22 protein-coding genes and 8 tRNA genes are annotated in these 26,948 nt (G+C 42.8%); 3 read left to right on the top strand and 27 right to left on the bottom strand.

Translation table 11 applies throughout. From position 1 onward, the window contains the following. Positions 1 to 168: 168 nt before the first annotated feature. The 26 genes from PG766_RS09980 to murB form a co-directional block, all read right to left on the bottom strand. The gene (locus PG766_RS09980; RefSeq protein WP_055297353.1) at positions 169 to 1,332 is read right to left on the bottom strand and encodes an RNA-guided endonuclease InsQ/TnpB family protein; all 1,164 of its coding nucleotides are present in this window, start codon (positions 1,330 to 1,332) and stop codon (positions 169 to 171) included. Between the two features lie 156 nt (positions 1,333 to 1,488). Continuing rightward, on the bottom strand, positions 1,489 to 2,445 hold the full coding sequence (locus PG766_RS09975) for a DMT family transporter (RefSeq protein ID WP_117823410.1): 957 nt from the start codon (positions 2,443 to 2,445) through the stop codon (positions 1,489 to 1,491). A gap of 17 nt (positions 2,446 to 2,462) precedes the next feature. Next, entirely contained in the window at positions 2,463 to 3,629 is a 1,167-nt protein-coding gene (locus tag PG766_RS09970) for an FprA family A-type flavoprotein (RefSeq protein ID WP_118198960.1), read from the bottom strand. A gap of 216 nt (positions 3,630 to 3,845) precedes the next feature. Further along, positions 3,846 to 4,529, bottom strand: a complete 684-nt coding sequence (locus PG766_RS09965; RefSeq protein WP_118198959.1) for a PHP domain-containing protein — start codon at positions 4,527 to 4,529, stop codon at positions 3,846 to 3,848. A gap of 127 nt (positions 4,530 to 4,656) precedes the next feature. Further along, positions 4,657 to 5,868: a glycosyltransferase family 4 protein gene (locus tag PG766_RS09960; protein WP_117558581.1), complete on the bottom strand. Its 1,212-nt coding sequence runs from the start codon at positions 5,866 to 5,868 to the stop codon at positions 4,657 to 4,659. Positions 5,869 to 6,346: 478 nt separating this feature from the next. Then, positions 6,347 to 6,427 (bottom strand) — tRNA-Leu (locus PG766_RS09955). 39 nt (positions 6,428 to 6,466) lie between these two features. Continuing rightward, positions 6,467 to 6,539 (bottom strand) — tRNA-Lys (locus tag PG766_RS09950). 4 nt (positions 6,540 to 6,543) lie between these two features. Next, positions 6,544 to 6,615: transfer RNA gene (locus PG766_RS09945), tRNA-Gln, on the bottom strand. Between the two features lie 199 nt (positions 6,616 to 6,814). Beyond that, positions 6,815 to 6,888, bottom strand: a tRNA-His gene (locus tag PG766_RS09940). Between the two features lie 8 nt (positions 6,889 to 6,896). After that, positions 6,897 to 6,970 (bottom strand) — tRNA-Arg (locus tag PG766_RS09935). A 22-nt stretch (positions 6,971 to 6,992) separates the two neighbouring features. After that, a tRNA-Gly gene (locus PG766_RS09930) sits at positions 6,993 to 7,063 on the bottom strand. A gap of 8 nt (positions 7,064 to 7,071) precedes the next feature. Next, positions 7,072 to 7,146 (bottom strand) — tRNA-Pro (locus PG766_RS09925). Between the two features lie 166 nt (positions 7,147 to 7,312). After that, entirely contained in the window at positions 7,313 to 7,795 is a 483-nt protein-coding gene (locus PG766_RS09920; protein ID WP_117823404.1) for a metallophosphoesterase family protein, read from the bottom strand. Then, on the bottom strand, positions 7,792 to 8,397 hold the full coding sequence (gene rdgB / locus PG766_RS09915; protein ID WP_118198958.1) for an RdgB/HAM1 family non-canonical purine NTP pyrophosphatase: 606 nt from the start codon (positions 8,395 to 8,397) through the stop codon (positions 7,792 to 7,794). Before rdgB ends, PG766_RS09920 begins: the two co-directional genes overlap by 4 nt. Positions 8,398 to 8,416: 19 nt before the next feature. Continuing rightward, positions 8,417 to 9,577, bottom strand: a complete 1,161-nt coding sequence (locus PG766_RS09910) for a THUMP domain-containing class I SAM-dependent RNA methyltransferase (protein WP_118198957.1) — start codon at positions 9,575 to 9,577, stop codon at positions 8,417 to 8,419. Between the two features lie 179 nt (positions 9,578 to 9,756). Further along, the gene (locus tag PG766_RS09905; protein ID WP_022219969.1) at positions 9,757 to 9,990 is read right to left on the bottom strand and encodes a hypothetical protein; all 234 of its coding nucleotides are present in this window, start codon (positions 9,988 to 9,990) and stop codon (positions 9,757 to 9,759) included. 319 nt (positions 9,991 to 10,309) lie between these two features. Further along, positions 10,310 to 10,765, bottom strand: a complete 456-nt coding sequence (locus tag PG766_RS09900; protein WP_118198956.1) for a DUF1700 domain-containing protein — start codon at positions 10,763 to 10,765, stop codon at positions 10,310 to 10,312. Positions 10,766 to 11,085: 320 nt separating this feature from the next. Continuing rightward, positions 11,086 to 13,200 carry a glutamine synthetase III family protein gene (locus PG766_RS09895; protein WP_118198955.1) on the bottom strand — a complete coding sequence of 705 codons (2,115 nt, stop codon included), beginning with the start codon at positions 13,198 to 13,200 and terminating at the stop codon, positions 11,086 to 11,088. Positions 13,201 to 13,534: 334 nt separating this feature from the next. Then, complete coding sequence (locus PG766_RS09890; RefSeq protein ID WP_117823392.1) at positions 13,535 to 15,655, bottom strand: glutamine synthetase III family protein; 2,121 nt, start codon at positions 15,653 to 15,655, stop codon at positions 13,535 to 13,537. 152 nt (positions 15,656 to 15,807) lie between these two features. After that, positions 15,808 to 16,674, bottom strand: coding sequence for a class II fructose-1,6-bisphosphate aldolase (fba, locus tag PG766_RS09885; protein ID WP_022219974.1), 867 nt, complete (start codon positions 16,672 to 16,674; stop codon positions 15,808 to 15,810). Between the two features lie 40 nt (positions 16,675 to 16,714). Next, positions 16,715 to 16,786 (bottom strand) — tRNA-Glu (locus tag PG766_RS09880). Positions 16,787 to 16,882: 96 nt separating this feature from the next. Continuing rightward, positions 16,883 to 17,779, bottom strand: coding sequence for a diacylglycerol/lipid kinase family protein (locus tag PG766_RS09875; RefSeq protein WP_117823391.1), 897 nt, complete (start codon positions 17,777 to 17,779; stop codon positions 16,883 to 16,885). A 121-nt stretch (positions 17,780 to 17,900) separates the two neighbouring features. Continuing rightward, complete coding sequence (locus tag PG766_RS09870) at positions 17,901 to 18,164, bottom strand: HPr family phosphocarrier protein (protein WP_117558570.1); 264 nt, start codon at positions 18,162 to 18,164, stop codon at positions 17,901 to 17,903. Next, positions 18,161 to 19,120, bottom strand: coding sequence for a DNA-binding protein WhiA (gene whiA, locus PG766_RS09865; protein WP_117823389.1), 960 nt, complete (start codon positions 19,118 to 19,120; stop codon positions 18,161 to 18,163). The genes PG766_RS09870 and whiA overlap by 4 nt, the downstream gene beginning before the upstream one ends. 8 nt (positions 19,121 to 19,128) lie before the next feature. Continuing rightward, positions 19,129 to 20,010 (bottom strand): RNase adapter RapZ, encoded by an 882-nt coding sequence (gene rapZ / locus PG766_RS09860; RefSeq protein ID WP_022219977.1) that lies wholly within the window; start codon positions 20,008 to 20,010, stop codon positions 19,129 to 19,131. A gap of 2 nt (positions 20,011 to 20,012) precedes the next feature. Next, positions 20,013 to 20,924, bottom strand: coding sequence for a UDP-N-acetylmuramate dehydrogenase (gene murB / locus PG766_RS09855; protein ID WP_118198954.1), 912 nt, complete (start codon positions 20,922 to 20,924; stop codon positions 20,013 to 20,015). A gap of 288 nt (positions 20,925 to 21,212) precedes the next feature. On the opposite strand from murB, the gene PG766_RS09850 reads away from it, so the two are divergent. After that, complete coding sequence (locus tag PG766_RS09850) at positions 21,213 to 22,505, top strand: HlyC/CorC family transporter (RefSeq protein WP_117823385.1); 1,293 nt, start codon at positions 21,213 to 21,215, stop codon at positions 22,503 to 22,505. 285 nt (positions 22,506 to 22,790) lie between these two features. Continuing rightward, the gene (gene pckA, locus PG766_RS09845) at positions 22,791 to 24,395 is read left to right on the top strand and encodes a phosphoenolpyruvate carboxykinase (ATP) (RefSeq protein WP_055157751.1); all 1,605 of its coding nucleotides are present in this window, start codon (positions 22,791 to 22,793) and stop codon (positions 24,393 to 24,395) included. 416 nt (positions 24,396 to 24,811) lie between these two features. Here pckA and PG766_RS09840 read toward each other — a convergent pair whose 3' ends face one another. Further along, positions 24,812 to 25,501: a hypothetical protein gene (locus tag PG766_RS09840; RefSeq protein ID WP_118198953.1), complete on the bottom strand. Its 690-nt coding sequence runs from the start codon at positions 25,499 to 25,501 to the stop codon at positions 24,812 to 24,814. Positions 25,502 to 25,920: 419 nt separating this feature from the next. Between PG766_RS09840 and PG766_RS17240 the strand changes: the two genes are divergently transcribed. Then, on the top strand, positions 25,921 to 26,919 hold the full coding sequence (locus PG766_RS17240; RefSeq protein ID WP_330674508.1) for an N-acetylmuramoyl-L-alanine amidase: 999 nt from the start codon (positions 25,921 to 25,923) through the stop codon (positions 26,917 to 26,919). The last annotated feature ends 29 nt before the right edge of the window (positions 26,920 to 26,948 follow it).

The following is a 26,948-nucleotide window of genomic DNA, read 5'->3' as shown; positions in this document are numbered from 1 at the left end:
CCGTTACTGAAAACTTATAAAAAGTTACAAACTTCTATGTTTCATTCCTACTTCAACGAGTATGCTTTTGATGATATAAATATCTATCTACTCACAAGTTCTTGTACTCTCCATAGGCGTAAATTCCGGACTAACGTATCCGTACATATTTGCATTAACGTTTCAGTGTCAGCTTGCAAATCGTTCTCCATAACCCTTAAGATTTATTGATGCCTGGAAATCTCTGTCAATTATATTCCCACACTCACATCTATATTCCCTGTCAGATAATTTCAAATCTTTTTTGATATTTCCACAACAGCTGCAAAGCTTTGATGATGGATAAAACCGATCAGCCACAATAAGCTGGATCCCTTTATCACTGCATTTGTATTCAAGCTGTTTTCTAAACCAAAAAAATCCTTGTTCCTGAACTGCTTTGGATAAATGTCTATTTTTCATCATTCCGCTGACATTCAGATCTTCAATACAGATAAATCTTGGTTTTCGATTTACGATCTCAGATATGGTCTGATTCAAATAGTTTTTACGGATGTTTGTTAATCTGTGATTTCGTTTTAATAAAAGTTTTTCCTTTTTGATTACATTATTGGTTTTGCAGTAACTTTCCCCTTTCTTATTCTTCTCGTAAGAACGAGAGATACTACGCTGTAATCTGCGTTTCTGTTTTTCCAGTTTCTTTACTTTCTGACTCTTATTAATGTTCTTATATTTAACAGCATCAGAGCAGACAGCCAAATCTTTGATTCCTAAGTCTATACCAACTCCATCATCATTAAGTGTTTCCTTGCAATCAGGAAATTCCACACATACACTGATCCACCAGTTCAATCCGTCAAAGGATATTCTCGGATTCATATATTTAACATCTGTTGGAATACGTCCATGTTCTGCAAGTCTTACCCAATTCATTTTCTGCTTATTTGCTTTCCTGCTGGAAGAAAAGCCTTCAAACTTAACGTGGGTATTACTGAATTGTATCTTAACATTGTCCTGATAGAACTTCGGCATTGATCTCTTTTTAGACTTGAATCTTGGGAATTTTTGCAAACCCTTGAAAAAGTTCTTATACGCAGTACAGGCATCTTTGATTGCCTGTTTGGTTACATTATTTGAAATATTCAGCAGCCATGCGTATTCATCAGAATGTCTGAGCTTTGTAAATTCTTTTCTGAGTTCTGAATCTGAAATGAATTTTCCACCTTTTTCATAATTTTCTTTTTCCCTGGCCAAAGCCCAGTTATAAGCAAATCTTGAAGCACCTGCGTACTGAAACATCTTAGTTTTCTGTACGTTGTTTGGTATCAGCATTACTTTTATGGCTTTTACCATCTGTTTCCTCCTGTATCAATTCCCGGATAAAAAACTCACTATCTACTTACATGATTTTATAATTTATCTTTAACTGTTAATGACCTCCTGTTATTTCTTTTCCTGTTCAAAAATCGGTATCAGCTGCAGGTGTCCTCCTTTAAAACAGGTTCCATCTTAGTTCGTTCCTTTCTCTTTGCCTGTCCCCGGTTTCGCCCAGTTGACAATCAGGATTCCGATAGAAACCAGCACCAGTGCGATCAGGTCTTTCATTCCGAATACATTTCCCTCACGCAAAATGATCGCGGAAAGGATCACCCCAAATACCGGATTCGTAAATCCGAAGATCGATACCTTGGATACCGGATTGTATTTCAACAGGATTCCCCACAGCGTGTATGCAACTGCAGAAATCAGTGCCATATAGATCAGAAGAATCATTGCCGGCATACTTGCCGTATGGATTCTTCCACCCATCACGAATCCGATCAGGATCATCACAAGCCCGCCTGCAGTAAACTGATATCCGCTTAACATCACCGGATCAGATTTGGCTGAATACTTCTTGATCAGTACAGAAGATAATGCATAAGCGATCGCAGAGATAAAAATAAATCCATCTCCGGTCAGATTAAAGCTCATATCCACATTGCTTCCGCTCAGATTGATCAGAACCACCCCTGCAAATCCGACGATACATCCGAGCACTTTTTTCTGATCCAGTTTCTCCTGATGAAAGATCAGGCTTGAAACAAGGATTGCAAGGAATACATTGGATGCTTCAACGATCGATCCTTTGACTCCGGTCGTATGTGCAAGTCCTACATAAAAGAAAAAATACTGGACCACCGTCTGTAAAAGACAGATTTTTCCGATTCTCGGAAGATCTCCCTTCCCCGCTTTCAGAAAACGTCCCTGCAGGATCGATCCAAACAAAATAACCATAATGCCTGCAATCGTAAAGCGGCACCCTGCAAACAGAATCTGCGTGGCGGTATCGGCTGAATCGATCTGAAACAGCCGGTAGCCAACCTTGATACAAGGAAAAGCACTTCCCCATAACGCACAGCAGACCATTGCAAGAAGACATACCACCCAGGTTTTCCTCATTGTAGTCTCTTTTAACTTTATCATCTCATTCTTTCCGTTTCTTACGCAAGAAGTTCATCTGCAAGTTCTTCCATTGCAGTTACATCTGCATCTTTCATTGCAGATTTGATCGTAACAGTCTTTTCGCAGAGTGTGATCTTCTTCATTTTCTCTACATAACTCTTCATCACGCGTGCGGCTGTCGGAGCCCAGGAACCATTCTCGATAATTGCGATCTTACGGTTCTGGTAGTTCTTATTGGTCAGTTTGTTCAGGAAAGTCTCCATGCACGGGAACACACTTGCATCATAGGAAGCTGCTGCAAGAACCAGCTTGTCATAGCGGAATGCATCCTCGATTGCCTCTGCCATATCATCTCTGGAAAGGTCAGTGATCGCTACCTTCTTTGCACCTTTGGCTTCCAGGATCTCTTTCATCTTCTCTGCTGCCTTCTTGGTATTGCCATGGATCGATGCATAAGCAACCAGTACCCCGTCATCTTCCGGTTCATAGCTGCTCCATGTCATGTATTTTCCGATATAGTATCCCAGATTTTCTTTCAGGATCGGTCCATGAAGCGGGCAAATCGTCTGAATGTCCAGAGTCGCTGCTTTTTTCAGAAGCGCCTGTACCTGTGCACCGTATTTGCCTACGATATTGAAGTAGTATCTTCTTGCTTCACAAGTCCAGTCCTCATCTGCATCCAGCGCACCGAATTTACCAAATCCATCTGCTGAGAACAGAATCTTCTCAGACTTTTCGTATTCAACCATAACTTCCGGCCAGTGAACCATCGGAGCCATAAAGAACTGAAGGGTATGGCTTCCAAGGGAAAGTTCTTCACCTTCTTTTACCGCAACTGCACGGTCTGCCAGATCTGCGATTTCAAAGAACTGTGGAAGCATTGCAATAGCTTTTGCACTTGCCACGATCTTGGCTTCCGGATATTTATCTGCAAATTCTTTGATGCTTCCGGCATGATCCGGTTCCAGATGAGATACAACCAGATAATCCGGTGTTCTTCCATCCAGCACCCTCTCCAGATTCTCTTTCCATTCGTCTGTCTTTCTCGTATCAATCGTATCCATAACTGCGATCTTCTCGTCCAGGATCACATAAGAGTTGTAGGATACTCCGTTTGGAACGATGTACTGGCTCTCAAAGAGATCCAGATCCTTATCATCTGCTCCGATATATTTTACTGCATCTGAAATTACTATGTCTTTCATGTTAGTTCCTCCTTGTAATTGGTGATTGAAAATATACTCCGGCACGTAGTGTCTTTTATTTGGCAGGAAGTTCCTACAGAATTTCCTGTTAAATAAGAAAGCTGGAAATATTACATTCCAGCCCCCTTAATTTCCACTCTTAATAATACTATGGAAATAACACACTTTCAATAAAAAAAGCGTTTAATTTTTTCATATCTGTTCTCATTTTTTACATTAACCGGCACACACCATCTGTTCCTGCTCGTAAATGTGAAACGGCGCATCAATCGGATTTTTCATATCCCAGAGATAATATCCACCCTCTTTATAATACACCGGAAGAGTCTCGCATCGTTTTACACTCCGGATCAGTTCCTGCACCGAACGGATCTCTCTTGGAAAATACGTTGCATAAAGTCCCAGCTTCTCCGGCACATGACAATCACTTGATCCAACTGTTGCAATTCCAAGCTCAGCCGCATATTCTGCCGCCTTTCGATTTGCCTCGTAAAGTGTGCTGCCGTTCAGCACTTCGATTCCATCAAGTCCCTTTACAATCTTCAGGTCCTCTTCCAGTCCCCTGTTATTATTGCGGAATGGATGGGCACTGAAACACATACCGCCCTGTGCCTGTACCAGATCTACAAACTCCTGTGCCGGGATTCTCTCTTTTGGATAATCCTCAATTCCAAATGCTACAATGTCTCCCTGCAGGGAATAAAATTCAATTCCGACAAAAATCGGAAATCCTGTTTTCTCCGAATACTCTGCCGCAAATTCCTTCAGTCCCATACTGTCATGATCCGTAATACAGATTCCACCAAGTCCTCTGTGCTTTGCGATCTCTACCATGTTCTCCAATCTTAAAAAGCTATCCCCCGAATAACGCATCTCATGCATATGCATATCAATTATCAACTGTTAATAACCTCCTGTTAAAATGCCTTTTCATTTCTCTTTTCTTCATTTTAACATGTTGTTTTACAAAAAAATAATTGATAATTTACATGCAGAAATTCAATTATAGAGTTTTTCGATAAACACTCTATTGCTCAAATATCTGCATAAGATGCGCACAAAGTCCGTCCCACGAAATCTGCTCCAGATGCTCCTTCTCCGGCTTTGATCCAGGATATTTTGCGATCCCTTCGATGGCTCCGGCAAGTTTCTTTTCAAATACCGGAAGTTCTTCTTCCACAGGTTCATCTTCATTCACTCTTTTTGGCGGCTCTACAAAAACCACACCATTATCCGGAAGATTCTGATCGATCCAATTCCTGATCCCCGGAAGATCTGTACAGATCACATAGGTACCACATGCCAGAGCCTCAATGATCACAAGCGGAAGACCTTCATAAAAAGATGGCAGTACAAACACATCACTCTGATTCATCTTCTTCGCCAACTCCTGCTGTGTGATCTTCCCGGCAAAGGCAACTGCAAACGGACACTTTTCGGCAAGCTCCCGGATTTCCTGATATTCGCCCTCATCTCCGGCACCTCCTGCCAGTTCCAGAGAAATAATAAGACCGGAATCCTTCAGATAATCCAACGAACGGATCAGACTTTTCACACCCTTTTTCTCTGAGATCTTTCCGGCAAAGATTAGTCTCAGCTCTTTTTCTTCTCCCTGTGAAGCCCCCATCTCCTGCCGGAAAACATCACTGTTATAGCCGGTTCCGATCACCCGTACCTTCTCTCTGATATGCTCCCCGTAAATTCCGCAGATCATCTCTTTCTGCTCCTCATGCAATGCAAAAATCCCATCCAGCGCAGGAATTCTCTGTAAAATGTATTCCCGGTTCTGTTCTGTCTTGCGGATCTGCCGCAGGTCGGATCCATGGGATACTCCATATACCTTTTTATCAGGAAACAGCTCTCTTACAATCGCTGTAAGGAGATACAGATGGTGACACAGGATCACGTCCGGATCCAACTCCTCCACTGCTTTTTTCAGTACCTCGCCAAATGCGTTCCGGAACGTTTCCGTCATCTCCTCTGTCAGGTCTGAATACCTGGTACTCGGATACGGCATCTCGTCCGACATTCCCGTGATCGGATACGGTAACTGCTCCGATTCAAAATATACCGGATAAAAGCTTACCCCCTCCGGAAGACATACCTGATCAGCTTTTGTAACTCCCGCGATCACTGACTGTGTGATTCCCTTTTTTTTAAATCCTCTGACCAGTTCCGTCAGATAGATACCGCTTCCGGTACTGTCCGGCTTCTGGGCTGTGACACTTAATATTTTCATTCTTTCGTCCCTCTTACTTTGTTAAAATTTCCCTGTTACATGTATTTATTGCCGCAATGTAATCAATAAAAGCGGTACTCACCGTTTATCATTTATCCATGCTTTAGTTATTCTCCAGTTTCTTTTTCATCTGTTTTTTTAGAAGTTCTTCCTTTCATTGGATGAAAATGTTCCGAAAGGAGAATGTTTTTGAGGATTGCGAGAGTGCAAAGCACGTAGCAATCTGGTATCAAAGGGGTCAAAATACCTTTGGGTCCCAACATCTTCATATGATTATATTAACATATAGTTGGAATCTGTAAAAGAGACGATCTCGATCCGGATATTTTCAACAGAAATATCTAAATACTGCTTTTTCTTTTCTTTTTCCGCTTTTTCCTTAAAATCCATAAAAAAAGCAAAAAAAGAAACCTTTTTGGTAAAGGTTCCTCTATTACTTCTATATATAATATAACTGGTTTTGTTATGTTTAACTAAATGCGGATGACAGGACTTGAACCTGCACCTCGTAGAGACTAGATCCTAAGTCTAGCGCGTCTGCCAGTTCCGCCACATCCGCATTTTTTTAGTCCCACAGAAAACCATGGGACTAAATAAGTGAGCGTGCGGGGATTCGAACCCCGGACAACTTGATTAAAAGTCAAGTGCTCTACCACCTGAGCTACACGCCCGTAACTGGGCCAGCTGGATTCGAACCAGCGAGTGCAGGAGTCAAAGTCCTGTGCCTTACCGCTTGGCGATGACCCATTATCTTTATGTCTTGACATAGAATGCGCCATGGCACATTCCCGCGCCTGCGACAATCGCTTAACTTACAGCATCCCGAATCTGCCAAAGCTCTCATATCCTGCCGGAGACTTTTATGATATCCATTCTTGCAATGTCTATCATAAAAAAAATGCGAGCATTTCTGCTTGCCATTTCTTTCAAATATTATAGATTAAAGGGTGGATACAGGGATTCGAACCCTGGGCCTCCAGAGCCACAATCTGGCGCGCTAACCAACTGCGCTATACCCACCATATAAACGTGCTTGGAGGGATTCGAACCCCCGACCCACGGCTTAGAAGGCCGTTGCTCTATCCAACTGAGCTACAAACACACAACACTGGTTTCTCAGTGTAAGCGGGTGATGGGAATCGAACCCACGTATCCAGCTTGGAAGGCTGGTGTTCTACCATTGAACTACACCCGCAGATCACATCGGGGTGACAGGATTCGAACCTGCGACCTCCTGGTCCCAAACCAGGCGCTCTAGCCAAGCTGAGCCACACCCCGTTGTTTATCTGTTTGTCATCTCCGTGACGACAAAAGTTATTATATTACAAGGTTTTCAAAAAGTCAACATGTTTTTTAAATTTTTTTAAAGAAATTTTTATTTTTCTTTTTCTTGTAAAAGACACGCATTTTTGCCCTTTTTTAGCAGAAATACGTGCCACCTACTCTAATCCAGATAATGAATCGTAAACTCCGTATTCCCGTCCCGATCCATCTCCATAATAATATAACTGCCTTTTCTGCCTTCCTGCCGTGGAAATGACAGACTGCCCGGATTCAGCACTGTAATATCACCAAACTTTTTCAGATACGGTCTGTGTGTGTGACCAAACATCACGATATCTGCATTTCTCGATCTTCCCTCATCCAGGATCCGCTCTACACCAAGAGACACCGAATACTGGTGTCCATGTGCCATAAATGCTTTTTTCTTGCCAAAATAAATCTCCATCTCCCGGAGATTGCGTGAGAAGAAATCATTATTCCCAGCCAGTATATACGCCGGACATCCGCAGAATGCCTCAATATAATCTTCTCCGCCCTCTGTATCCCCGAGATGCACCAGATAATCAATCTTTCCAGCTTCCATGATTGCCCGGTCAAATGCAGTATGTCTTCCATGTGTATCACTAATAATCAATACTCTCATAACTTTTTCTCCATGATCTGTCTCATCATCCGAAGCGCTTCTCCTCTGTGGCTGAGTTCATTCTTCTTTTCCGGTGCAAGCTCTGCCGAGGTACAACCGTATTCCGGCAGGAAAAAGATCGGATCGTAGCCAAATCCATTTGCCCCGGCGATTTCGTAACCAATACATCCTTCCATCGTTCCACGGACAACCTCTTTGTCCCCGTTCGGAAATACTGCTGCCACCGCACAGACAAACCTTGCTGTACGCTGCTTATCCGGTACGCCCTTCATTCTCGAGAGCAGGAGGCTGTTCTTGATATCATACGAAGTATCGGTTCCTGCATAACGTGCAGAATAGATTCCCGGCTCTTTATTCAGATAATCGATTTCCAGTCCGGAATCATCTGCCAGCACAATCGCATCCATTGCCTTCACTTCCGGCAGCTCTGCAATCGCTGCGGCTTTGATCATCGCATTTTCCTCAAAGGACTTTCCATTCTCTACGATATCAATGTCAACCCCGGCTTCCTTCATTGAAAGGATCTCCATCCCCAGATCCTGCAAGATCTGACGGATCTCTATCATTTTATTCTTATTACCCGTTGCAAAAATTATTTTCATCTGTAAATTCTTCTTTCTCTTACTGTCTTGGTTCTCTTGGGCGTTTCGGTGGTTTCGGACCTAAGAACTGATAGAAATAGGTCTTCAGCATACCATTATATATCTTCCGGTTCTTATCTGCTTTTCTTCCGAAATAACGTTCTGCATCCTCGTAACTGGTGATCATATATGTAGACCAGCTATCCAGCTTTTTAAAACTCTCACCAAATTCTCTGTATAACTGCGGCAGATCCTTTTTATCCTCCAGTCGCTCGCCATACGGCGGATTTGTAATGATAAAGCCATACTTCTTCGGGTGGCTTAAATCCTTTACCGCTCTTTCCTGAAAATGGATCAGATGGTCAACGCCTGCATCTTTGGCATTCTGTCTTGCTGCTTTTACTGCCTCCGGATTCAGGTCATATCCCTGAATATCAACCTGTACCTTCCGGTCGATCACATCATTTGCCTCATCCATCGCATCATACCATGCCTTTTTCGGAATCAGGTTCACCCATTCTTCTGCTGTAAAGGAACGGTTCATCCCCGGTGCAATATTAGCTGCCATCAAAGCCGCTTCGATTGGAAATGTTCCACTTCCGCAGAAAGGGTCTACCAGGATCCGGTCCTTGTGCCACGGTGTCAGCATGATCAGTGCGGATGCCAGTGTCTCTGTGATCGGTGCCTTTACAGTCATCTGACGATAACCTCTCTTATGTAAAGATACGCCGGAGGTATCTATCCCGATCGTCACGATATCTTTCATCAGAAATACACGGATCGGGTAAGCCGGTCCATCCTCCTGGAACCATTCTATCCCGTAAATCCGTCTCAGCCTTTCTACCATGGCTTTTTTCATGATCGACTGAATATCTGACGGGCTGAACAGCTTACTCTTTACAGATGCAGCCTTCGTCACCCAGAACTTTCCGTTCTTTGGAATATAATTCTCCCACGGAAGTACTCTTGTTTTCTCAAATAATTCATCAAACGTCTCTGCTTTAAACGAACCAACCTTAAGAAGGATTCTCTCTGCTGTCCGGAGGAACACGTTCGCATCACAAATCGCCTGTGCATCTCCCCAGAAGCATACTCTTCCGTCTTCTACTGTTGATATCTCATATCCTAAATCCAGCACTTCCCGCTTCAGAACAGCTTCCATTCCGAAATGGCAGGGTGCTATCAGCTCCATCTTTTCCATTCTTTTTCCTTTCTCTACTCTGCAATCTGTTATAAACTATATTACGTTTTTCGGTTGCCTTTTGTCAAGTAGTGCGCTTGTACCACAAATTTTTTTAAGGAACCAGATTGCTACACCAAAAATAGAAAAGCAGCGGAATCCAAACCGCTGCTTTTCCATTCTTAACTGCTTTGCACTTTTTAATACTTATCACTTTCGTTATGGCAGGACTTTGAGCTGTCATATGCATTACGGTCTGATTCATATGCATTCTTTGCATTCCGGTTAGTCGTATTTTTACCGGATGCATTTTTATTGCCTGAATTTTTATTTGACTGATTCTTGCCGGAAGCATTTTCAGCATACGCATTCTTATTGGATCCATATGAATTTTTGTTTGTACTGTTTTCTGAAGCATTATAATTTTTTGCCATTGATAATTCCTCCTGACATTTTTTTGTACAAACATAGTATCTATCCTTTTCGTATTTTTATACATTTTTATTTTTATCTTGATTTTTAAATCGGTTTATATTATACTTTGTCGTGTAGAGATTTATTTTCTACAACCCCTTATTAATTATTTATACTCCCCTCAAACGCTCGATAGCTCCCCTATCGAGCGTTTAACGTTATATAACAGGCAGATCCTTTTTAAGTACTTGAACCTGCCATATAGAACATATAATCAAAAAGCCGGAGGCATAAGCTTCTTTTCATTGCAGAAGAATCTTATACATCCGGCTTTTTTAATTACCATCGCCTTCTCAGCATTCTGACCAGCAGTATGATCACCAGAAGAGGAATCAGTACCGGTGCGATCAGGCTTACAATCCCACTTATCACCGCAAAGATCCCAACGATCACAGCCACAACCACAAGAATCAGCAGAAGTTTCTTCCACCAGCTGTCCAGGCTCCACACATGGATATTGCTGCTTTCTTCTGTGCTGCTGTTGCCTCTGTAGGTCCTTCCATCCGAATCATAGATCACATCTTCTACACTTTCTTCTCTCTGCGCATCCACGATCGTCTTCGCAAGAATCCACGGATCTCCAAGTTCCGCCAGTACCTCACTCTCCGTTCTTCCTTTTCGGATCTCATCATCAATATACTGACCGTAGTAGTTCAGATTCTCCTGCAGCACCTGTGGTGTCACACCGGAAGAAAGTTCAATTCTCAGTTTTTCAAGGAACTCTGCTTTCGTCATCTTTCTTTCTCCTCTATTCTCATTATTTCATTGTTTATAATTATATTCTGATGATACCAGGGTCAAAAGGTCAGAAATCCAATGCAAACTTGCTTGCAAGAGGATTTTTGACCCCAACATCATTCTGATACAAAAATGTGCCTTGGTCCATTACCCGAAACATCTTCCCTGTATCACAGTGCACATCCCGCCGGAGGCTTTCTATATCCGGAAATAAATTTCCGGATATAGAAAAGAACCTCAGACTTAGAGTAGCATAATTTCTGCTTCTTTCCAAGTCTAAGGTCCTTAAATTTCTATAAGAATTTTATATGTATTTTCTAAACTTCAAATAAAAGATCTCCGTAAGAAGGCATTGGCCATACTTCTTTATCCACGATCATTTCCAGTTCATCTACCGGTGTACGGAGGTCTTCCATAGCCGGAACCACGCTGAAGTGATAGAATTCAGACTGTACTTTTCCTTCTTCTTTTCCTGCTGCTTCTTCTGTGACTGCTTCCAGTTTCTTAAGGGCAGCCTTTGTTTCTGTCAGAAGTCCTGAGATGTCAGCAAGCATTTCAGCCTGTACAGATGCATCTGCTCCGGCTTCTTTTACTGCAAGAACCGTATCTGCAAGCTCTTTTGTATATTTTACAACTGCAGGAATGATCTGTTTTGCAGCAATATCGATCATGGCCTTTGCTTCGATATTGATTGCCTTTGCATAGTTCTCGTATTTGATCTCTGCACGGGATTCCAGCTCTGCCTTGGTAAATACACCAAATTTTCCGAACAGTTCTACCGCTTTGTCAGTTGTCAGTGCCGGGATTGCTTCTACCATGGACTTGATATTCGGAAGTCCTCTCTTTTCTGCTTCAGCTACCCATTCGTCAGAATATCCGTTGCCGTTGAAGATAATTCTCTGATGATCTGTCAGATATTCTTTGATCAGGCTGTGTACAGCTGTATCAAAATCATCTGCTTTTTCCAGGACATCGCATGCCTCTGCAAATGCCTCTGCTACGATTGTATTCAGTACTACGTTTGATCCTGCAATGGAATCGCGAGAACCTACCATACGGAATTCAAATTTATTTCCGGTAAATGCAAATGGTGAAGTTCTGTTTCTGTCGGTTGCATCCTTTGTAAGATCCGGAAGGGTTGTTACACCTGTTTGCAGCTTTCCACCATTCAGGCTGTGTGTTGCCTCACCTGTACTGAGAAGCTGTTCTACAACGTCCTGAAGCTGTTCTCCAAGGAAGATAGAGATGATTGCCGGCGGTGCTTCGTTTGCTCCAAGTCTGTGGTCATTTCCCGGATCGGCAGCCGATTCACGAAGCAGATCTGCGTGTACATCAACTGCTTTCAGGATACATGCCAGTACCAGAAGGAACTGTACATTTTCATGAGGTGTCTTTCCCGGATCCAGCATATTGATTCCGTCATCTGTTGTGATAGACCAGTTGTTATGCTTACCAGATCCGTTGACTCCTGCAAACGGTTTCTCGTGAAGCAGACATTTCAGTCCATGCTCGCATGCTACCTTTTTCAGTGTCTTCATGATGATCTGGTTGTGATCCACTGCAATATTGGCCTCTGCATAGATCGGTGCAAGTTCGTGCTGTGCAGGTGCCACTTCGTTGTGCTGTGTCTTTGCTGCAACGCCGAGTTTCCATAATTCTTCGTTGACATCTTTCATATAGGAAGCAACCCTCTGACGGATCGTTCCAAAGTAGTGATCGTCAAGCTCCTGTCCTTTCGGCGGCATTGCTCCGAAAAGTGTACGTCCTGTGTAAATAAGGTCTTTTCTCTGTAAGAATTTCTTTGCATCAACAAGGAAGTATTCCTGCTCCGGTCCTACAGAAGGTGTTACTTTCTTTGATGTTGTATTTCCGAACAGACGAAGCAGTCTGATGGATTCTTTGTTGATTGCTTCCATAGATCTGAGAAGCGGTGTTTTTTCATCCAGTGCCTCACCTGTGTAAGAGCAGAATGCTGTCGGGATGCAAAGGATCGCTCCGGCTGCATCTTTTCTTACAAATGCCGGTGATGTACAATCCCATGCTGTATATCCTCTTGCTTCAAATGTAGCACGAAGTCCGCCTGACGGGAAAGAAGAAGCATCCGGCTCCCCTTTGATCAGTTCTTTTCCAGAAAAGCTCATCAGAACCTTTCCGCTTGGAAGCGGAGCTGAGATGAAGGAATCATGCTTTTCAGCAGTAACTCCTGTCAGTGGCTGGAACCAGTGTGTATAATGGGTTGCACCTTTTTCGATTGCCCATTCTTTCATCTCATGTGCAATTACATCTGCTGTCTCAAGATCCAGCTCTTTTCCTTCTTCAATTGTCTGTTTTAATTTTTTGTATACTTTTTTCGGAAGTCTCTCCTGCATTACTGCATCGTTAAAAACATCTTCGCCAAAAATTTCTGCCACGCTTAACCATTCACTACTCATAATTACCTTCCTTTCTCTAACGATCGAGTAGGCTGACTCCTACTCGATTCTTATACTTTGTACATCATCTCGCTTAACAGCTCGATGATGTACATTCACCAAATGCAGATCCTTGTGCAAGCACAAATCTGCACTTGGCTCATCGTATACACAAAAAAACGAGGAAACTCCACTTTGTGGAACTTCCTCGTTCATTGTGATCTCTGTTATTTAAGATATATTTACGATACTCTTTTTTCTTTCAAATTTCAAGACCAATTTTTTAATTTGTGTATATTTTCACAAAACTTCATAAGTTTTCAACTTCTTTTTCAACATTTATACCAGTCACTTCTTAGACCTCGAACAGCAGATCTCCGTAAGAAGGCATCGGCCACATATTCTTATTGACGATCATTTCCAGTTCATCCACTGGTTTTCTTAAAGCTTCCATTGCCGGTACAACTTTCTGCATGAAGAAGAATGCCTGTTCTTTTCCTTCTGTCTCCGGTACTTCTGCCACAACAGTTTCCAGTGCTCTGAGTGCTTCTTTTGTGTCTTTCAAAAGATCAGCCGACTGTACAAGAAGCTCTTCCTGTACACCTGTATATGCTACAGCGCTTGCCTGTTTTACCTGGTTGATCGAATTAGCCAGCGAAGTTACATATTGGATCACAGCCGGGATAATATGCTTGCTTGCGATATCGATCATGGAACGTGCTTCAATGTTGATTGCCTTTGAGTATGCCTCATATTTGATCTCTGCACGGGATTCCAGTTCTGCACGGCTGAATACATCGAATTTTTCAAACATTTCAACCGTATTGTCATATGTCAGACATTCAACAGACTCTACCATGGTCTTAATATTCGGAAGTCCTCTTCTTTCGGCTTCCTTCACCCACTCATCAGAATATCCGTTGCCATTGAATACGATTCTCTGATGTTTGGATGCATATTCCTTGATCAGATCATGGACTGCAAGATCAAAATCTTCTGCTTTTTCGAGTACATCGCAGGCATCAGAGAAGGACTCTGCCACGATTGTATTTAATACTACGTTCGGTGCTGCTACCGAGTCTCTGGATCCTACCATACGGAACTCAAATTTATTTCCTGTAAATGCGAATGGTGAAGTACGGTTTCTGTCAGTTGCATCCTTTGCAAAATCCGGGAGCGTACTTACACCGGTATGTAATTTGCCGCCTTTTAAGCTGTGTGCAGCTTCTCCGGTATCAATAAGCTGTGCAAGCACGTCTTCAAGCTGTTCTCCGAGGTATGCGGAAATAATTGCCGGCGGTGCTTCATTTGCTCCAAGTCTGTGATCGTTTCCTACGTCAGAAGCAGATTCACGGAGCAGATCTGCATGCAGATCTACTGCACGGAGAATACATGTCAGAACCAGAAGGAACTGAATATTATCATGAGGTGTCTTTCCCGGATCCAGAATGTTGATCCCATCATCTGTAACCAGTGACCAGTTGTTATGCTTTCCGGAACCATTTACACCTTCAAACGGCTTTTCGTGTAACAGGCATTGAAGATTATGGCGATATGCCACTTTCTTCAGCGTCTCCATGATCAGCTGGTTGTGGTCAACTGCTACGTTGCACTGTGCATAGATTGGTGCAAGCTCATGCTGTCCAGGTGCTACTTCGTTGTGCTGTGTCTTTGCAGATACCCCCATCTTCCAGAGTTCTTCATTGACATCAGTCATAAATGCTGCGATTCTCTCACGGATCGCACCAAAATAATGGTCATCCAGTTCCTGTCCCTTCGGAGGATTTGCCCCGAATAATGTACGTCCTGTAAATACAAGATCCTTTCTCTTAAGATATTTTTCTCTGTCTACCAGGAAATATTCCTGCTCAACTCCAACAGATGGTGTAACCTTTTGGGACGTTGTGTTTCCAAAAAGACGCAGAAGACGGATGGATTGTTTGTTGATTGCTTCCATAGAGCGAAGAAGAGGTGTCTTCTGATCCAGTGCTTCTCCGGTATAGGAACAAAATGCTGTCGGTATATATAAAATCGATCTTTTCCCATCCGGACTCTTTTTAACAAATGCAGGCGATGTACAATCCCACGCTGTATAACCTCTTGCTTCAAATGTGGAACGCAGTCCTCCTGACGGGAAGGAAGATGCATCCGGTTCTCCTTTGATCAGCTCTTTTCCCGAAAACTCCATCAGGATCTTTCCATCTGACTTCGGTGCTGAAATAAACGAATCATGCTTTTCAGCTGTTGCTCCTGTAAGAGGCTGGAACCAGTGCGAATAGTGAGTGGCACCCTTTTCAATCGCCCACTCTTTCATCTCATGTGCAATAACATCTGCTGTTGCAGCCTGAAGCTCTTTACCTTCTTCGATCGTCTTTTTCAGCTCTTTGTAAGTCTTCTTCGGAAGTCTTTCCTGCATAACAGCATCATTGAAGACGTTTTCTCCAAATATTTCTGCTACACTAATCCATTCGCTCATCCCATGTACCTCTCTTTTCTACTACTCATTTTCTACTACTCATACAAAACGGTCGTTTTTTGATTCAAATAAAGGAGTCTTGCACTTACGCAAAACTCCTTTTATACCGTTTTCTTCGGACGCCTTTGTCCATGATATTATCAAAAATCAGACTATTCAGCTTTTCCGTCAGAACCGAACAGAATCATTTTCTCTTTTACTTTTTCAACGATTGCATCTGCACCTGGTTTCAGAAGTTTACGTGGATCGTATCCTTTTCCTTCAAGATCCTTTCCTGCTTCAATGTATTTGCGGGTAGCTTCTGCGAATACCAGCTGACATTCTGTATTAACATTGATCTTAGATACTCCAAGGTCAATCGCTTTCTTAATCATATCATCCGGAATTCCTGTACCTCCATGAAGTACAAGCGGAAGTTCTCCTGTGAGCTCCTGAACTGCTGCAAGAGTCTCAAAGCTGAGTCCTTTCCAGTTTGCCGGATATTTTCCATGGATGTTGCCAATACCTGCCGCAAGGAAATCAACGCCAAGGTCTGCGATCATCTTGCATTCCTTAGGATCTGCGCATTCGCCCATTCCTACAACACCATCTTCTTCTCCACCGATAGAACCGACTTCTGCCTCGATAGAAAGTCCTTTTCCATGGCAAAGTTTAACAAGTTCTGTAGTCTTCTCAATGTTTTCTTCGATCGGATAATGAGATCCGTCAAACATAACTGATGAGAATCCTGCATCTATACATTTCAGGCAGCCTTCATAGCTACCATGATCAAGATGAAGTGCAACCGGAACTGAAATGTCCATCTCTTTGATCATTCCATTTACCATTCCTACAACTGTTCTGTATCCAGCCATGTATTTTCCTGCACCTTCAGACACACCAAGGATAACCGGTGATCTTAATTCCTCAGCTGCAGTCAGAACTGCTTTGGTCCATTCAAGATCGTTGATATTAAACTGTCCTACTGCGTAATGACCTGCTTTTGCTTTTTTTAACATTTCTGTTGCTGAAACTAACATTTTGTATTCCTCCACTTCTCTGTTAAAGGCTTTTATAGGCTGACCCCCAGGGGAATCGAACCCCTGATTCGACCGTGAGAGGGTCGCGTCTTGACCGCTTGACCAGGGGGCCAGATGTACGTTCATTAGCTGTCTTGCTAACTCACTTGCTTAGTATAGCGTACTTCTTTTCATTTGACAAGCCTTTTTTTTATTTTTTACTGCTTTTTTACTGCTCCTCTTCCGGAACTACGATTTTAAGTGCCTGTTTCGCATTTTTGATGCAGACACTGTCGTGCTCACCGCCGAACTCTCCATCCAGCGTCCACGGGATTTCTTCCACTGATTCAAAATGGATCTCACCTGTCTTAAATGAATAAATGTGCTTCGTATTGATCTGGCTGCTCAGAAGCGCCCCGACGATCTCCTGAAGCGCGATTGGATTCTTCGGTGTCCGGATCAGGGTAACCTCAAATTCTCCGTCATCAAAGACCACATTCTTCCCGATCATATTACGGAAACCGCCAACAGATTTGGAATTCGTCACCATACCATAAATAAATTCGTCCTCGATCGTTTCTCCGTCATGTGTCACTTTTAATTTATATGACGGGATATCAAAAATTCTGGTTGCTCCTTCCAGCACATATGCCAGATGTCCCAGAACATTCTTCATTTCCTGCTTTGTCTCATAAGATACATCCGTGAAGAGTCCGAATGCTGCAATGTATACGAACACATCTCCGTTAAATCGTCCGATATCGCAAGGGAATTCTCTTCCCTCGGCTGCTGTACTTGCCGCCTGGAGAAGATTTTTCGGGATATGCAGACTGCTCGCAAAGTCGTTGGTCGTTCCTGTCGGGATGTAACCGACCGGAATCTTTTTTTCTCTCTTCATCATTCCGGTTACGACCTCATCAAGTGTTCCGTCGCCACCACTGCAGATCACACGGTCGTACTCCTCTGTAAATGTCTTTACTTTATAATAAGCGTCTTTATATTTCTGCGTCGGATATACAACCACTTCATATCCTGCTTTTACAATAATGTCAATAATATCAGAAAGCTTCGGTTTTAAAAGTCCCTTTCCTGCATTCGGATTATAAATAAACAATGCTTTTTTCATACGTCCGTCCTCCTGTTATCTGTTCTTTCCTCTGTAAGACCTGTCCACACAGCTCCTTACAGATACATGCATTATAGCATAAAGAGCCTGCTTTTGGCAGACTCTTCAATGTTTTATGCAATTATCTGTTCTTAACGTTCACAAGAAACCTTTCAATACCAGCTGCCGCTTCCTTTTCATCTGTTCCGTTCGCAACAACGGTGATTTCCTCTCCCGGCAGCAGTGTCAGACTCATCATCCCCATAATGCTCTTTGCATTGACTTGCTTCTGGTCAACTTCAATATATACCGAACTTGAATACTGACTAGCTTCCTGAACAAGAAGCGCAATCGGTCTGGCGTCTAATCCCTCGGACAATTGAATCTTAACAGGTTTTTTGATCATAATGTTCCTCCTTGCTTAGCCCTTATCTCTTCCGCCATTTCACTTAACTTGCGCAATCTGTGATTCACTCCGGACTTGCCTACCGGATTTTGCAGAAGTGCGCCTAACTCTTTTAAAGATGCCTCCGGATATGTAAGTCTTGTAAGGGCCATGTCCTTCAATCCTTCCGGCAGCTTATCGAGTCCTTTTGTTTCCTCAATATACCTTATATCTTCAATCTGCTTTACAGCAGCGGAAACCGTTTTATTGATATTCGCAGTCTCGCAGTTCACTTTTCGGTTCACCGTATTCCTCATATCTTTCAATATGCGGATATTCTCAAGCTCCATCAGTGACTGATGTGCCTCCATCACATTCAGCACATCCACGATCTGAGCTCCTTCTTTCAGATAAACCACAAGTGTTTTTTTCCTTGATACAATCTTTGCATCCAGAGCAAAGCATCTCATTATCTTCTGAATCTGCTGTGCTTTCCCCATCGACGCACAGACAATTTCAAAATGATAGGACTTCTCCGGGTCGCTCATAGATCCCGATGCAAGAAAAACGCCACGCAAGAAAGCCCGCTTACAGCAAGTTTCCTGAATCACGACATTCTTAACTACAGAAAGCTCTTCTTCCACCTCTCCATAAGGATTGATCAGCTTTGCCGCCTGAAGAACCCTGACAGCATCTTCGTGTTTTTTTACAACTATATAATAGTAGCTGCTGCCTTTTTCCCGGTTCACCCGAATAGCGATATCAACCACTATATTAAACGTTCTTCTCAATAAAGTAAAGCTTTTTCTTGCAACTGCCAGATTTTCCGTATGAATCTTAAGTGCTGCTTGACCTCTGCTGTCGATCATGACAGCCCCGCACATGCTGATGATCGCTGCAAGTTCTGCAATCTGGCAATGCCTTGCCGGACTTAGCTGGCGCGATATTTCTTCTTTAATATTTCCAGAAAAAGACATACTATCACCTATTTTGCTTTCGTAATTGCATCTTTCTCGATATCACGATGCTCTTTTCTTACACCGTACTCTTTTTCTGCCACAGACAGCCGTTCATACAACTCATTGGCAAGTGTCACGGAGCGGTGTTTTCCGCCGGTACATCCGATTGCGATCACAAGCTGGTTCTTTCCTTCTGCGACATAATTCGGAATCAGGAACTCAACCATGTCCACCAGCTTCTTCAGGAATTCTTTTGAAATATCGTTATTCATCACGTAATCCCTGACCGGCTTATCATTGCCACTCTGCGGGCGAAGTTCATCAATATAATACGGATTCGGAAGGAATCTGACATCAAATACCAGATCTGCATCACTCGGAATTCCATATTTAAATCCGAAAGATAACACGGTAATGTAGAGATTTTTGTATTCTTTATTCTCGGCAAAAATACGGTTCAGTTCACTGCGCAGCTCCCTGGTCAGCATCCGGCTTGTATCCAGGATGTAATCTGCCCTTTCTTTTAAAAAGGCAATCTTCTTACGTTCTTTGGCGATCCCGTTCTCAATTCTGCCGCCCTTTGAGAGTGGGTGGTTCCTTCTTGTCTCTTTATATCTTTTCACCAGTGTATCATCATTCGATTCAAGGAAAAGAATCTCCAGTGGTATCTTGGCTTTTTCAAGTTCGTCCAGAACCTGGTCCAGTGCACGCAGATTCTGACCACTGCGGATATCAAGTCCCAGAGCGATCTTCGTGATCTCACCATTTGGAACGATCAAAAGTTCTGTCAGTTTTGTCATTAAAGGAATCGGCATGTTATCCACACAAAAATATCCCATGTCTTCCATCATTTTCAAAGTTGTACTTTTCCCTGCTCCGGACATTCCCGTTACAATTACGAATCTCATCCCTAAAATTCTCCTATTTGTTTCACTTCCGGTTCCATCGTAACACCGGTATCTTCTTTCACTTTCGCTGTTACCTGACGGATCAGCTCCATCACATCAGCCGCTGTCGCATTTCCTTTATTGATCACAAATCCACTGTGCTTTTCAGAAACCTGCGCTCCACCTACTGTAAATCCTTTCAGTCCGCTGTCCTGGATCAGTTTTCCTGCAAAATATCCTTCCGGACGCTTAAAGGTACTGCCTGCACTCGGATACTCCAGCGGCTGCTTCGATACCCGCTTCTGACGTAGGTCATCCATCTGCGCTTTTATTTCTTCTTTTTTGCCTTCTGTAAGCGAAATCACAGCACCCAAAACGATATATCTTTTCTCCGGAATAATGCTTGTACGGTATCCCAGTCCCAGTTCTTCTGCCGGAAGCTCCATGATCTCGCCCTCTTCTGTCATAACCCTGACACTCGTCAGTACATCCTTCATCTCTCCGCCATACGCACCGGCGTTCATCACAACCGCTCCGCCAAGCGTTCCCGGAATACCCGCTGCGAACTCAAATCCGGTCAGTGCTGTATCAAGTGCTGCATTTGCAATCTGCGCAAGCGAACATCCTGCCTGCGCCGTAATCTGATTTCCTTCTACCTGAAATGTTCCCATACTCTTATAAAGCTGGATGATCGCGCCTCTGAAACCTTTGTCTCCAACCAGAAGATTACTTCCATTTCCTACTATATATATAGGTATCAAAAATTTCCGGCACACCCGGACTGCCTCTGCCAGTTCCTTTTCATTCGATGGCATGATAAAATAATCTGCCGGACCACCGATTCGGAAGGTTGTATGCTTCTTCATCGGTTCATCCTTCTGTATTTTGGCTGCATCGACCACATTATACAAACATGTCTCAAAATTCTGTTCCATTCTCTTCTCCTAGTATCTATAAATATTCTATGCCATTCTTCTTTTTTTATTTAACAGGAAATTGCCATTGGACCTCCCGCCAAATAGAAGTTACTACGTGCCAAAGCACGTTTTAATATCATCCTCATATGATGTAAGTGTCAAAAATAAATTTTGGAACTTACATCATATGATACACCAAAAAATATGCAAGTTCAACGCGCTCTTGCAAAATTAAGTGAAATGCGATATAGTAGGGCATAACATAGAAATTTTATCATTATTTTCAAAAAGGAGTGATTTTTAACTGTGGACTCAAGTGTCTCGCAAATACTTATTTTGCTAGTCCTGCTGCTCTTATCCGGCATATTTTCGTCAGCCGAGACAGCACTTACAACCTACAACAAAATCCGGATGCGTGCCCTTGCAGACGAGGGTAACAAGCGTGCCAGCGCCGTACTTGCCGTAACTGAGAATTCAGGTAAAATGCTTAGCGCGATCCTCATCGGCAACAACATTGTTAATACTGCGGTAGCTTCCCTTGCCACCACAATCGCATACCGCCTTGGTGGAACCGCCGTCGCGATCGCAAGTGGGCTTATGACGCTTCTCATCATCCTTTTCGGAGAGATTACTCCGAAGACGATGGCAACCATTCATGCTGAGAAGATGTCTCTTTTCTACGCACCGGTTATCAATATTTTTATGAAGATCATGACTCCGATTATCTTCATTGTAAATGGTCTCTCCACCGGTCTTCTGATGCTTCTTCGCATCGATCCGAATGCCAAAGACAATACCATGACCGAAGCTGAACTCCGAAGCGTGGTAAATGTCAGCCATCAGGACGGCGTGATCGAATCGGATGAAAAAGAGATGATCTACAATGTGTTTGATCTCGGTGATGCCATTGCCAAAGACGTCATGGTTCCCCGTGTCAACGTAACTTTTGCTGATATTGACAGCAGTTACGATGAACTGATTGACCTGTTCCGTGAAGACAAATTCACCCGTCTTCCGGTTTACCAGGAGACAAAGGATAATGTTGTCGGAACGATCAATATGAAAGATCTTCTTCTTTATGACAATAAGAAAAGTGAGTTCCAGATTAAAGACATTCTCCGTGAAGCCTACTTCACTTATGAATACAAGAGCATTTCCGAGCTTCTTGTTGAAATGCGCCAGGCCTCATTCAATATCGCAATTGTCCTGGATGAATACGGTGAAACATCCGGTCTGATCACCCTGGAAGATATTCTTGAAGAGATTGTTGGCGAGATCCACGATGAATATGATGAGAATGAAGAAGAAAATATCAAAGCGGTAGGCGAACACGAATATATTATTGAGGGTTCTACTAATCTTGACGATCTCAATGATTCCCTGGAGCTGAATCTGGAATCGGAAGATTATGATTCTCTCGGAGGCTTTATCATCGAAAAGCTGGACCGTCTTCCGAAAGCTGGTGACTCCGTTGTCACCGAAGATGGAATCCGTATGGTCGTAGAAAAGCTCGACAAAAACCGGATTGAGACCGTTCACCTGTATCTTCCGGAGAATTACCGCGAACATCCGTCTGACTCATCGGAAAATGACGATTAAGCAGACCTCCCAGTAAGAAATCCTGACAAATTTTTTCTTTATATTTTGCAGGATATACAACAATTTCAGGGCAGTCCAAAGCGGGCTGCCTTTTCCTTTTGGGATTTCGTTATTTTTTAAACAATTTTTTCAAGAAATATCGGTTTTTTATTGATTTTATTGCGTAATTATGTATAATTATGGTAAATGGGTGAAGAATTTTACTTCATCAGATGATAAAATCTGCGCTCACAGCTTTTATCATTTAACCATTTAACTAGAATTAGGAGAAAGAGGTTAATTGCAATGGCAGAAATCAATTTAAGCAAGTATGGTATTACTGGAACAACAGAAATCGTGCACAACCCTTCTTACGAATTACTGTTTGAAGAAGAAACAAAAGCAGGTCTTGAAGGATTTGAAAAAGGTCAGGTCAGCGAACTTGGTGCTGTGAACGTAATGACAGGTGTATACACCGGACGTTCCCCTAAAGACAAATTCATCGTAGTTGATGAAAACTCTAAAGACACTGTATGGTGGACTTCAGACGAATATAAGAATGACAACCACCCGGCTTCACAGGAAGCATGGGAAGCTGTAAAGGAGATCGCCAAGAAAGAACTTTCTAACAAGAAACTTTATGTAGTAGATGCATTCTGCGGCGCTAACAAAGATACACGTATGGCAATCCGTTTCATCGTTGAAGTTGCCTGGCAGGCTCATTTTGTAACAAACATGTTCATCAAACCAACAGCTGAAGAACTTGAGAACTTCGAGCCTGACTTCGTAGTATACAACGCTTCTAAAGCAAAAGTTGAAAACTACAAAGAACTTGGACTTAACTCTGAAACAGCTGTTTTATTCAATATCACAAGCAAAGAACAGGTTATCGTTAATACATGGTACGGCGGAGAGATGAAGAAAGGTATGTTCTCTATGATGAACTACTACCTCCCACTTAAGGGAATCGCTGCTATGCACTGCTCAGCAAACACTGATCTGAACGGCGAAAACACAGCTATCTTCTTCGGTCTTTCAGGAACAGGTAAAACTACACTTTCTACAGACCCGAAGCGTCTCCTCATCGGTGATGACGAACACGGCTGGGATGACAACGGAGTATTCAACTTTGAAGGTGGATGCTACGCTAAGGTTATCAACCTTGACAAAGAATCTGAACCAGATATCTACAACGCAATCAGACGTGACGCTCTTCTTGAGAACGTAACTCTTGATGCTGAAGGAAAAATTGATTTTGCTGATAAGAGTGTAACAGAAAATACACGTGTATCTTATCCGATTAACCACATTGAAAATATTGTACGTCCGATTTCTTCTGCACCGGCAGCTAAGAATGTAATCTTCCTGTCTGCAGACGCTTTCGGAGTACTTCCACCGGTATCTGTACTGACACCGGAACAGACACAGTACTACTTCCTGTCTGGATTCACAGCTAAGCTTGCCGGTACAGAACGTGGAATCACAGAACCGACACCAACATTCTCTGCTTGCTTCGGACAGGCATTCCTTGAACTGCATCCGACAAAATATGCAGAAGAACTTGTTAAGAAGATGGAAAAGAGCGGAGCAAAAGCTTACCTCGTTAACACAGGATGGAACGGAACAGGAAAACGTATCTCTATCAAAGATACTCGTGGTATCATCGATGCAATCCTGAACGGAGACATCTTAAATGCACCGACCAAGAAAATTCCTTACTTCAACTTCGAAGTACCTACAGAACTTCCGGGCGTTGATTCAGGAATCCTTGATCCTCGCGACACATATGCTGATGCTTCTGAATGGGAAGAAAAAGCTAAGGATCTTGCTGCAAGATTCGTTAAGAACTTCGCTAAATACGAAGGAAATGCTGCTGGTAAAGCACTTGTATCTGCTGGACCGCAGGCTTAAATGCAAAATTAGAAAATGGATGTGGGAGAGTTTCTCCTGCATCCATTTTTTTGTGTATACGATGAGTCAAGTGCAGATTTGTGCTTGCATAAGGATCTGCATTTGGCGAATGTACATCATCGATCTGTCAAGCGAGATGGTGTACAAAGTATGCCAATCGAGTAGGCGTCAGCTTACTCGATTGTGCGAATGGACGAGGGAGAGGCTGCAATAACCTCTCCCTCTGGTTTTTCAAGACAAAACAGAATGGAATGATTTATGAGAAACAGAACCCACAGCCATCTTCGGGCTGTGGGTTCTATTGACTGTTGAAGTTTGTTGGTTGCAGATATTCTTTTCGTACTTTTATAGTATGACGATAGTGTAATATCAACTACATGTATTTATGTAAAATAATTTTTTTCTGCAGTATATTTCTACTTCTCTTCTGGGGGAAGTTCTTCACCGGCTAGTTTTAGGATGTTGCTGATCTCATCTTCGGTGATGCCAGCGAATTCTTCCAGCTCGTCTACGCTGACTTTTCGGCCGAGTTCATCGGAAAGTTTTTTGATCTGTTCATCAAGGTCGTTGACTTTTTCTACCATGCGGTTATCTTGTTTTTTAGTCTCTTCCTGAGATTCAAGAAGTGCCTGCATGCTTTCTTTTGCCATGCTTAAAAGGGCTTCGGTATCATCTGCATGGTCTTCCATGGCGAGCATGAGTCCCATGTTGCCTTCCTGGACGAGATCTCCGATGTAGATATCTGCCCTGTGCATCTCTTTTGCCATGGTGAGGATTGCCGGTAGGAGTTCTTTTAATGGATCCCCATCTCTTAATCCTTTCAGATCCTGCTCGTAAAGGTTTAAATAATCCTGTTCTTCCTGGGTATATCGGATCGGTCCTTCGGTGTTTTCTGCATTTTTGATCGAACCACCAGCTTTGACGTAGCCTTTTACGATTACTTTCTTGGAAAGAAGATAATCAAATACAAGCTCCATCTGTTCTGCTGATAAATTGTCTTCTGCGAAGTAAGCTTCGACTGTGGCTTTGTCTGTGATGTTATTCTGGCTTTCACACAGGGTAAGGACCCCTGAAAGTTTTTCACGAAATTCTAATCTTTCTGCCATATTTTGATTCTCCCGATTCTATAATATATGAATATATTTTTCTTGTTCTTCCGGTCAAGAAAGACAAGAAACGTAATCAACAAACTAATGATTGCTTTCCTGTAGCATATCGCTACAGACTTATCATAACATTATATTTCCTACCTGACAATTTATTTTTCTGCAATATAATGAGGATACCAGGGTCAAAAGGTCAGAAAGCCGATGCATGCTTGCTTACAAGAGGATTTTTGACCTCTTGACCCACCAAAAACATGAGTAAGTAGCCATTTTTCAAAGAAAAATGAGCGAATTACGAATGTTTTTGAGAATTGCGAGAGTGCAAAGCACGCAGCATATTTTTCTTAATCGATTTCTCATTTTCACTTTTCAGGATATCCGACATATATTATATAAAGTTCATTTTTTGAGGTATATCTATGCCTGTATCTATCATGCTCGATGCCGGTCACGGAGGACGTGATCCGGGAGCTGTGTATAATGGTCGCCAGGAAAAGGATGATGTACTGAAGCTGGTGCTTGCGATCGGAGAAATTTTACAAAACAGCGGAATTGATGTGGAATACACACGGACAACAGATATTTATGAGACACCTTTCCAGAAAGCAACAGAGGCAAATGAAGCCGGTGTTGATTTCTTCATATCGATCCACCGGAATTCCAGTCCTCTTGCCAATCAGTACATGGGCGTGGAAAGCCTGATCTATAACCTTTCCGGCATCAAATATGAGATGGCGGAAAATATCAATGCACAGTTGGAGACAGTTGGGTTCAAGGATCTCGGAGTAAAGGCGCGCCCAAATCTGGTTGTCCTTCGCCGTACAAAAATGCCGGCGATTCTGGTCGAAGTCGGTTTTATCAATTCCGATTCTGATAACACAATTTTCGATAAGAACTTCAATGATATTGCGCAGGCAATTGCAGATGGAATCCTGGATACGCTGGAAGAAAAAGGGCTCTGGAAACCAGAAGGCGCAAGAAACAGTTCGACCGCATCGGAATCAGGAAGGACTTCTTCTGACGCAGATACTTCTGCTTCCGTTTCTCCTGCTGACGGTTCTACAAAATCAGATGTTGGTACACTGACAAATTCAGGCTCAGTCCCTGATTCTCCTTGTACGTCAGACTCTGCTCACATGAATCCGTCTGATAAAAATACAGACTCCGAATTTCCTAATTTTTCTCCATCTGTAACCTACAGTGTGCAGGTCGGTGCATTCCGAAATCCGGCGTATGCCAGACGGCTTCTTAATGAACTGACCGAAATGGATTTCCCTGCCCGGATTGATGACAGCAGCCAGTATGACCGGGTTCTGGTCGGTCAGTTCGATGTATTGAATGATGCCGCCATGATGGAACGAAGACTAAAACAGAGCGGATATCCAACTGTGATCGTGAGTTTTTCTGAAGAAGCCTGATTGATTCTGCAAAAAATTCATACATTAGC

This window comes from Coprococcus sp. LG101-27, assembly GCF_027695515.1.
Classification (GTDB): domain Bacteria; phylum Bacillota; class Clostridia; order Lachnospirales; family Lachnospiraceae; genus Allocoprococcus; species Allocoprococcus comes.
Note: the sequence above shows the minus strand (reverse complement) of the source record. Positions and strands in the feature narration are given on the sequence as shown.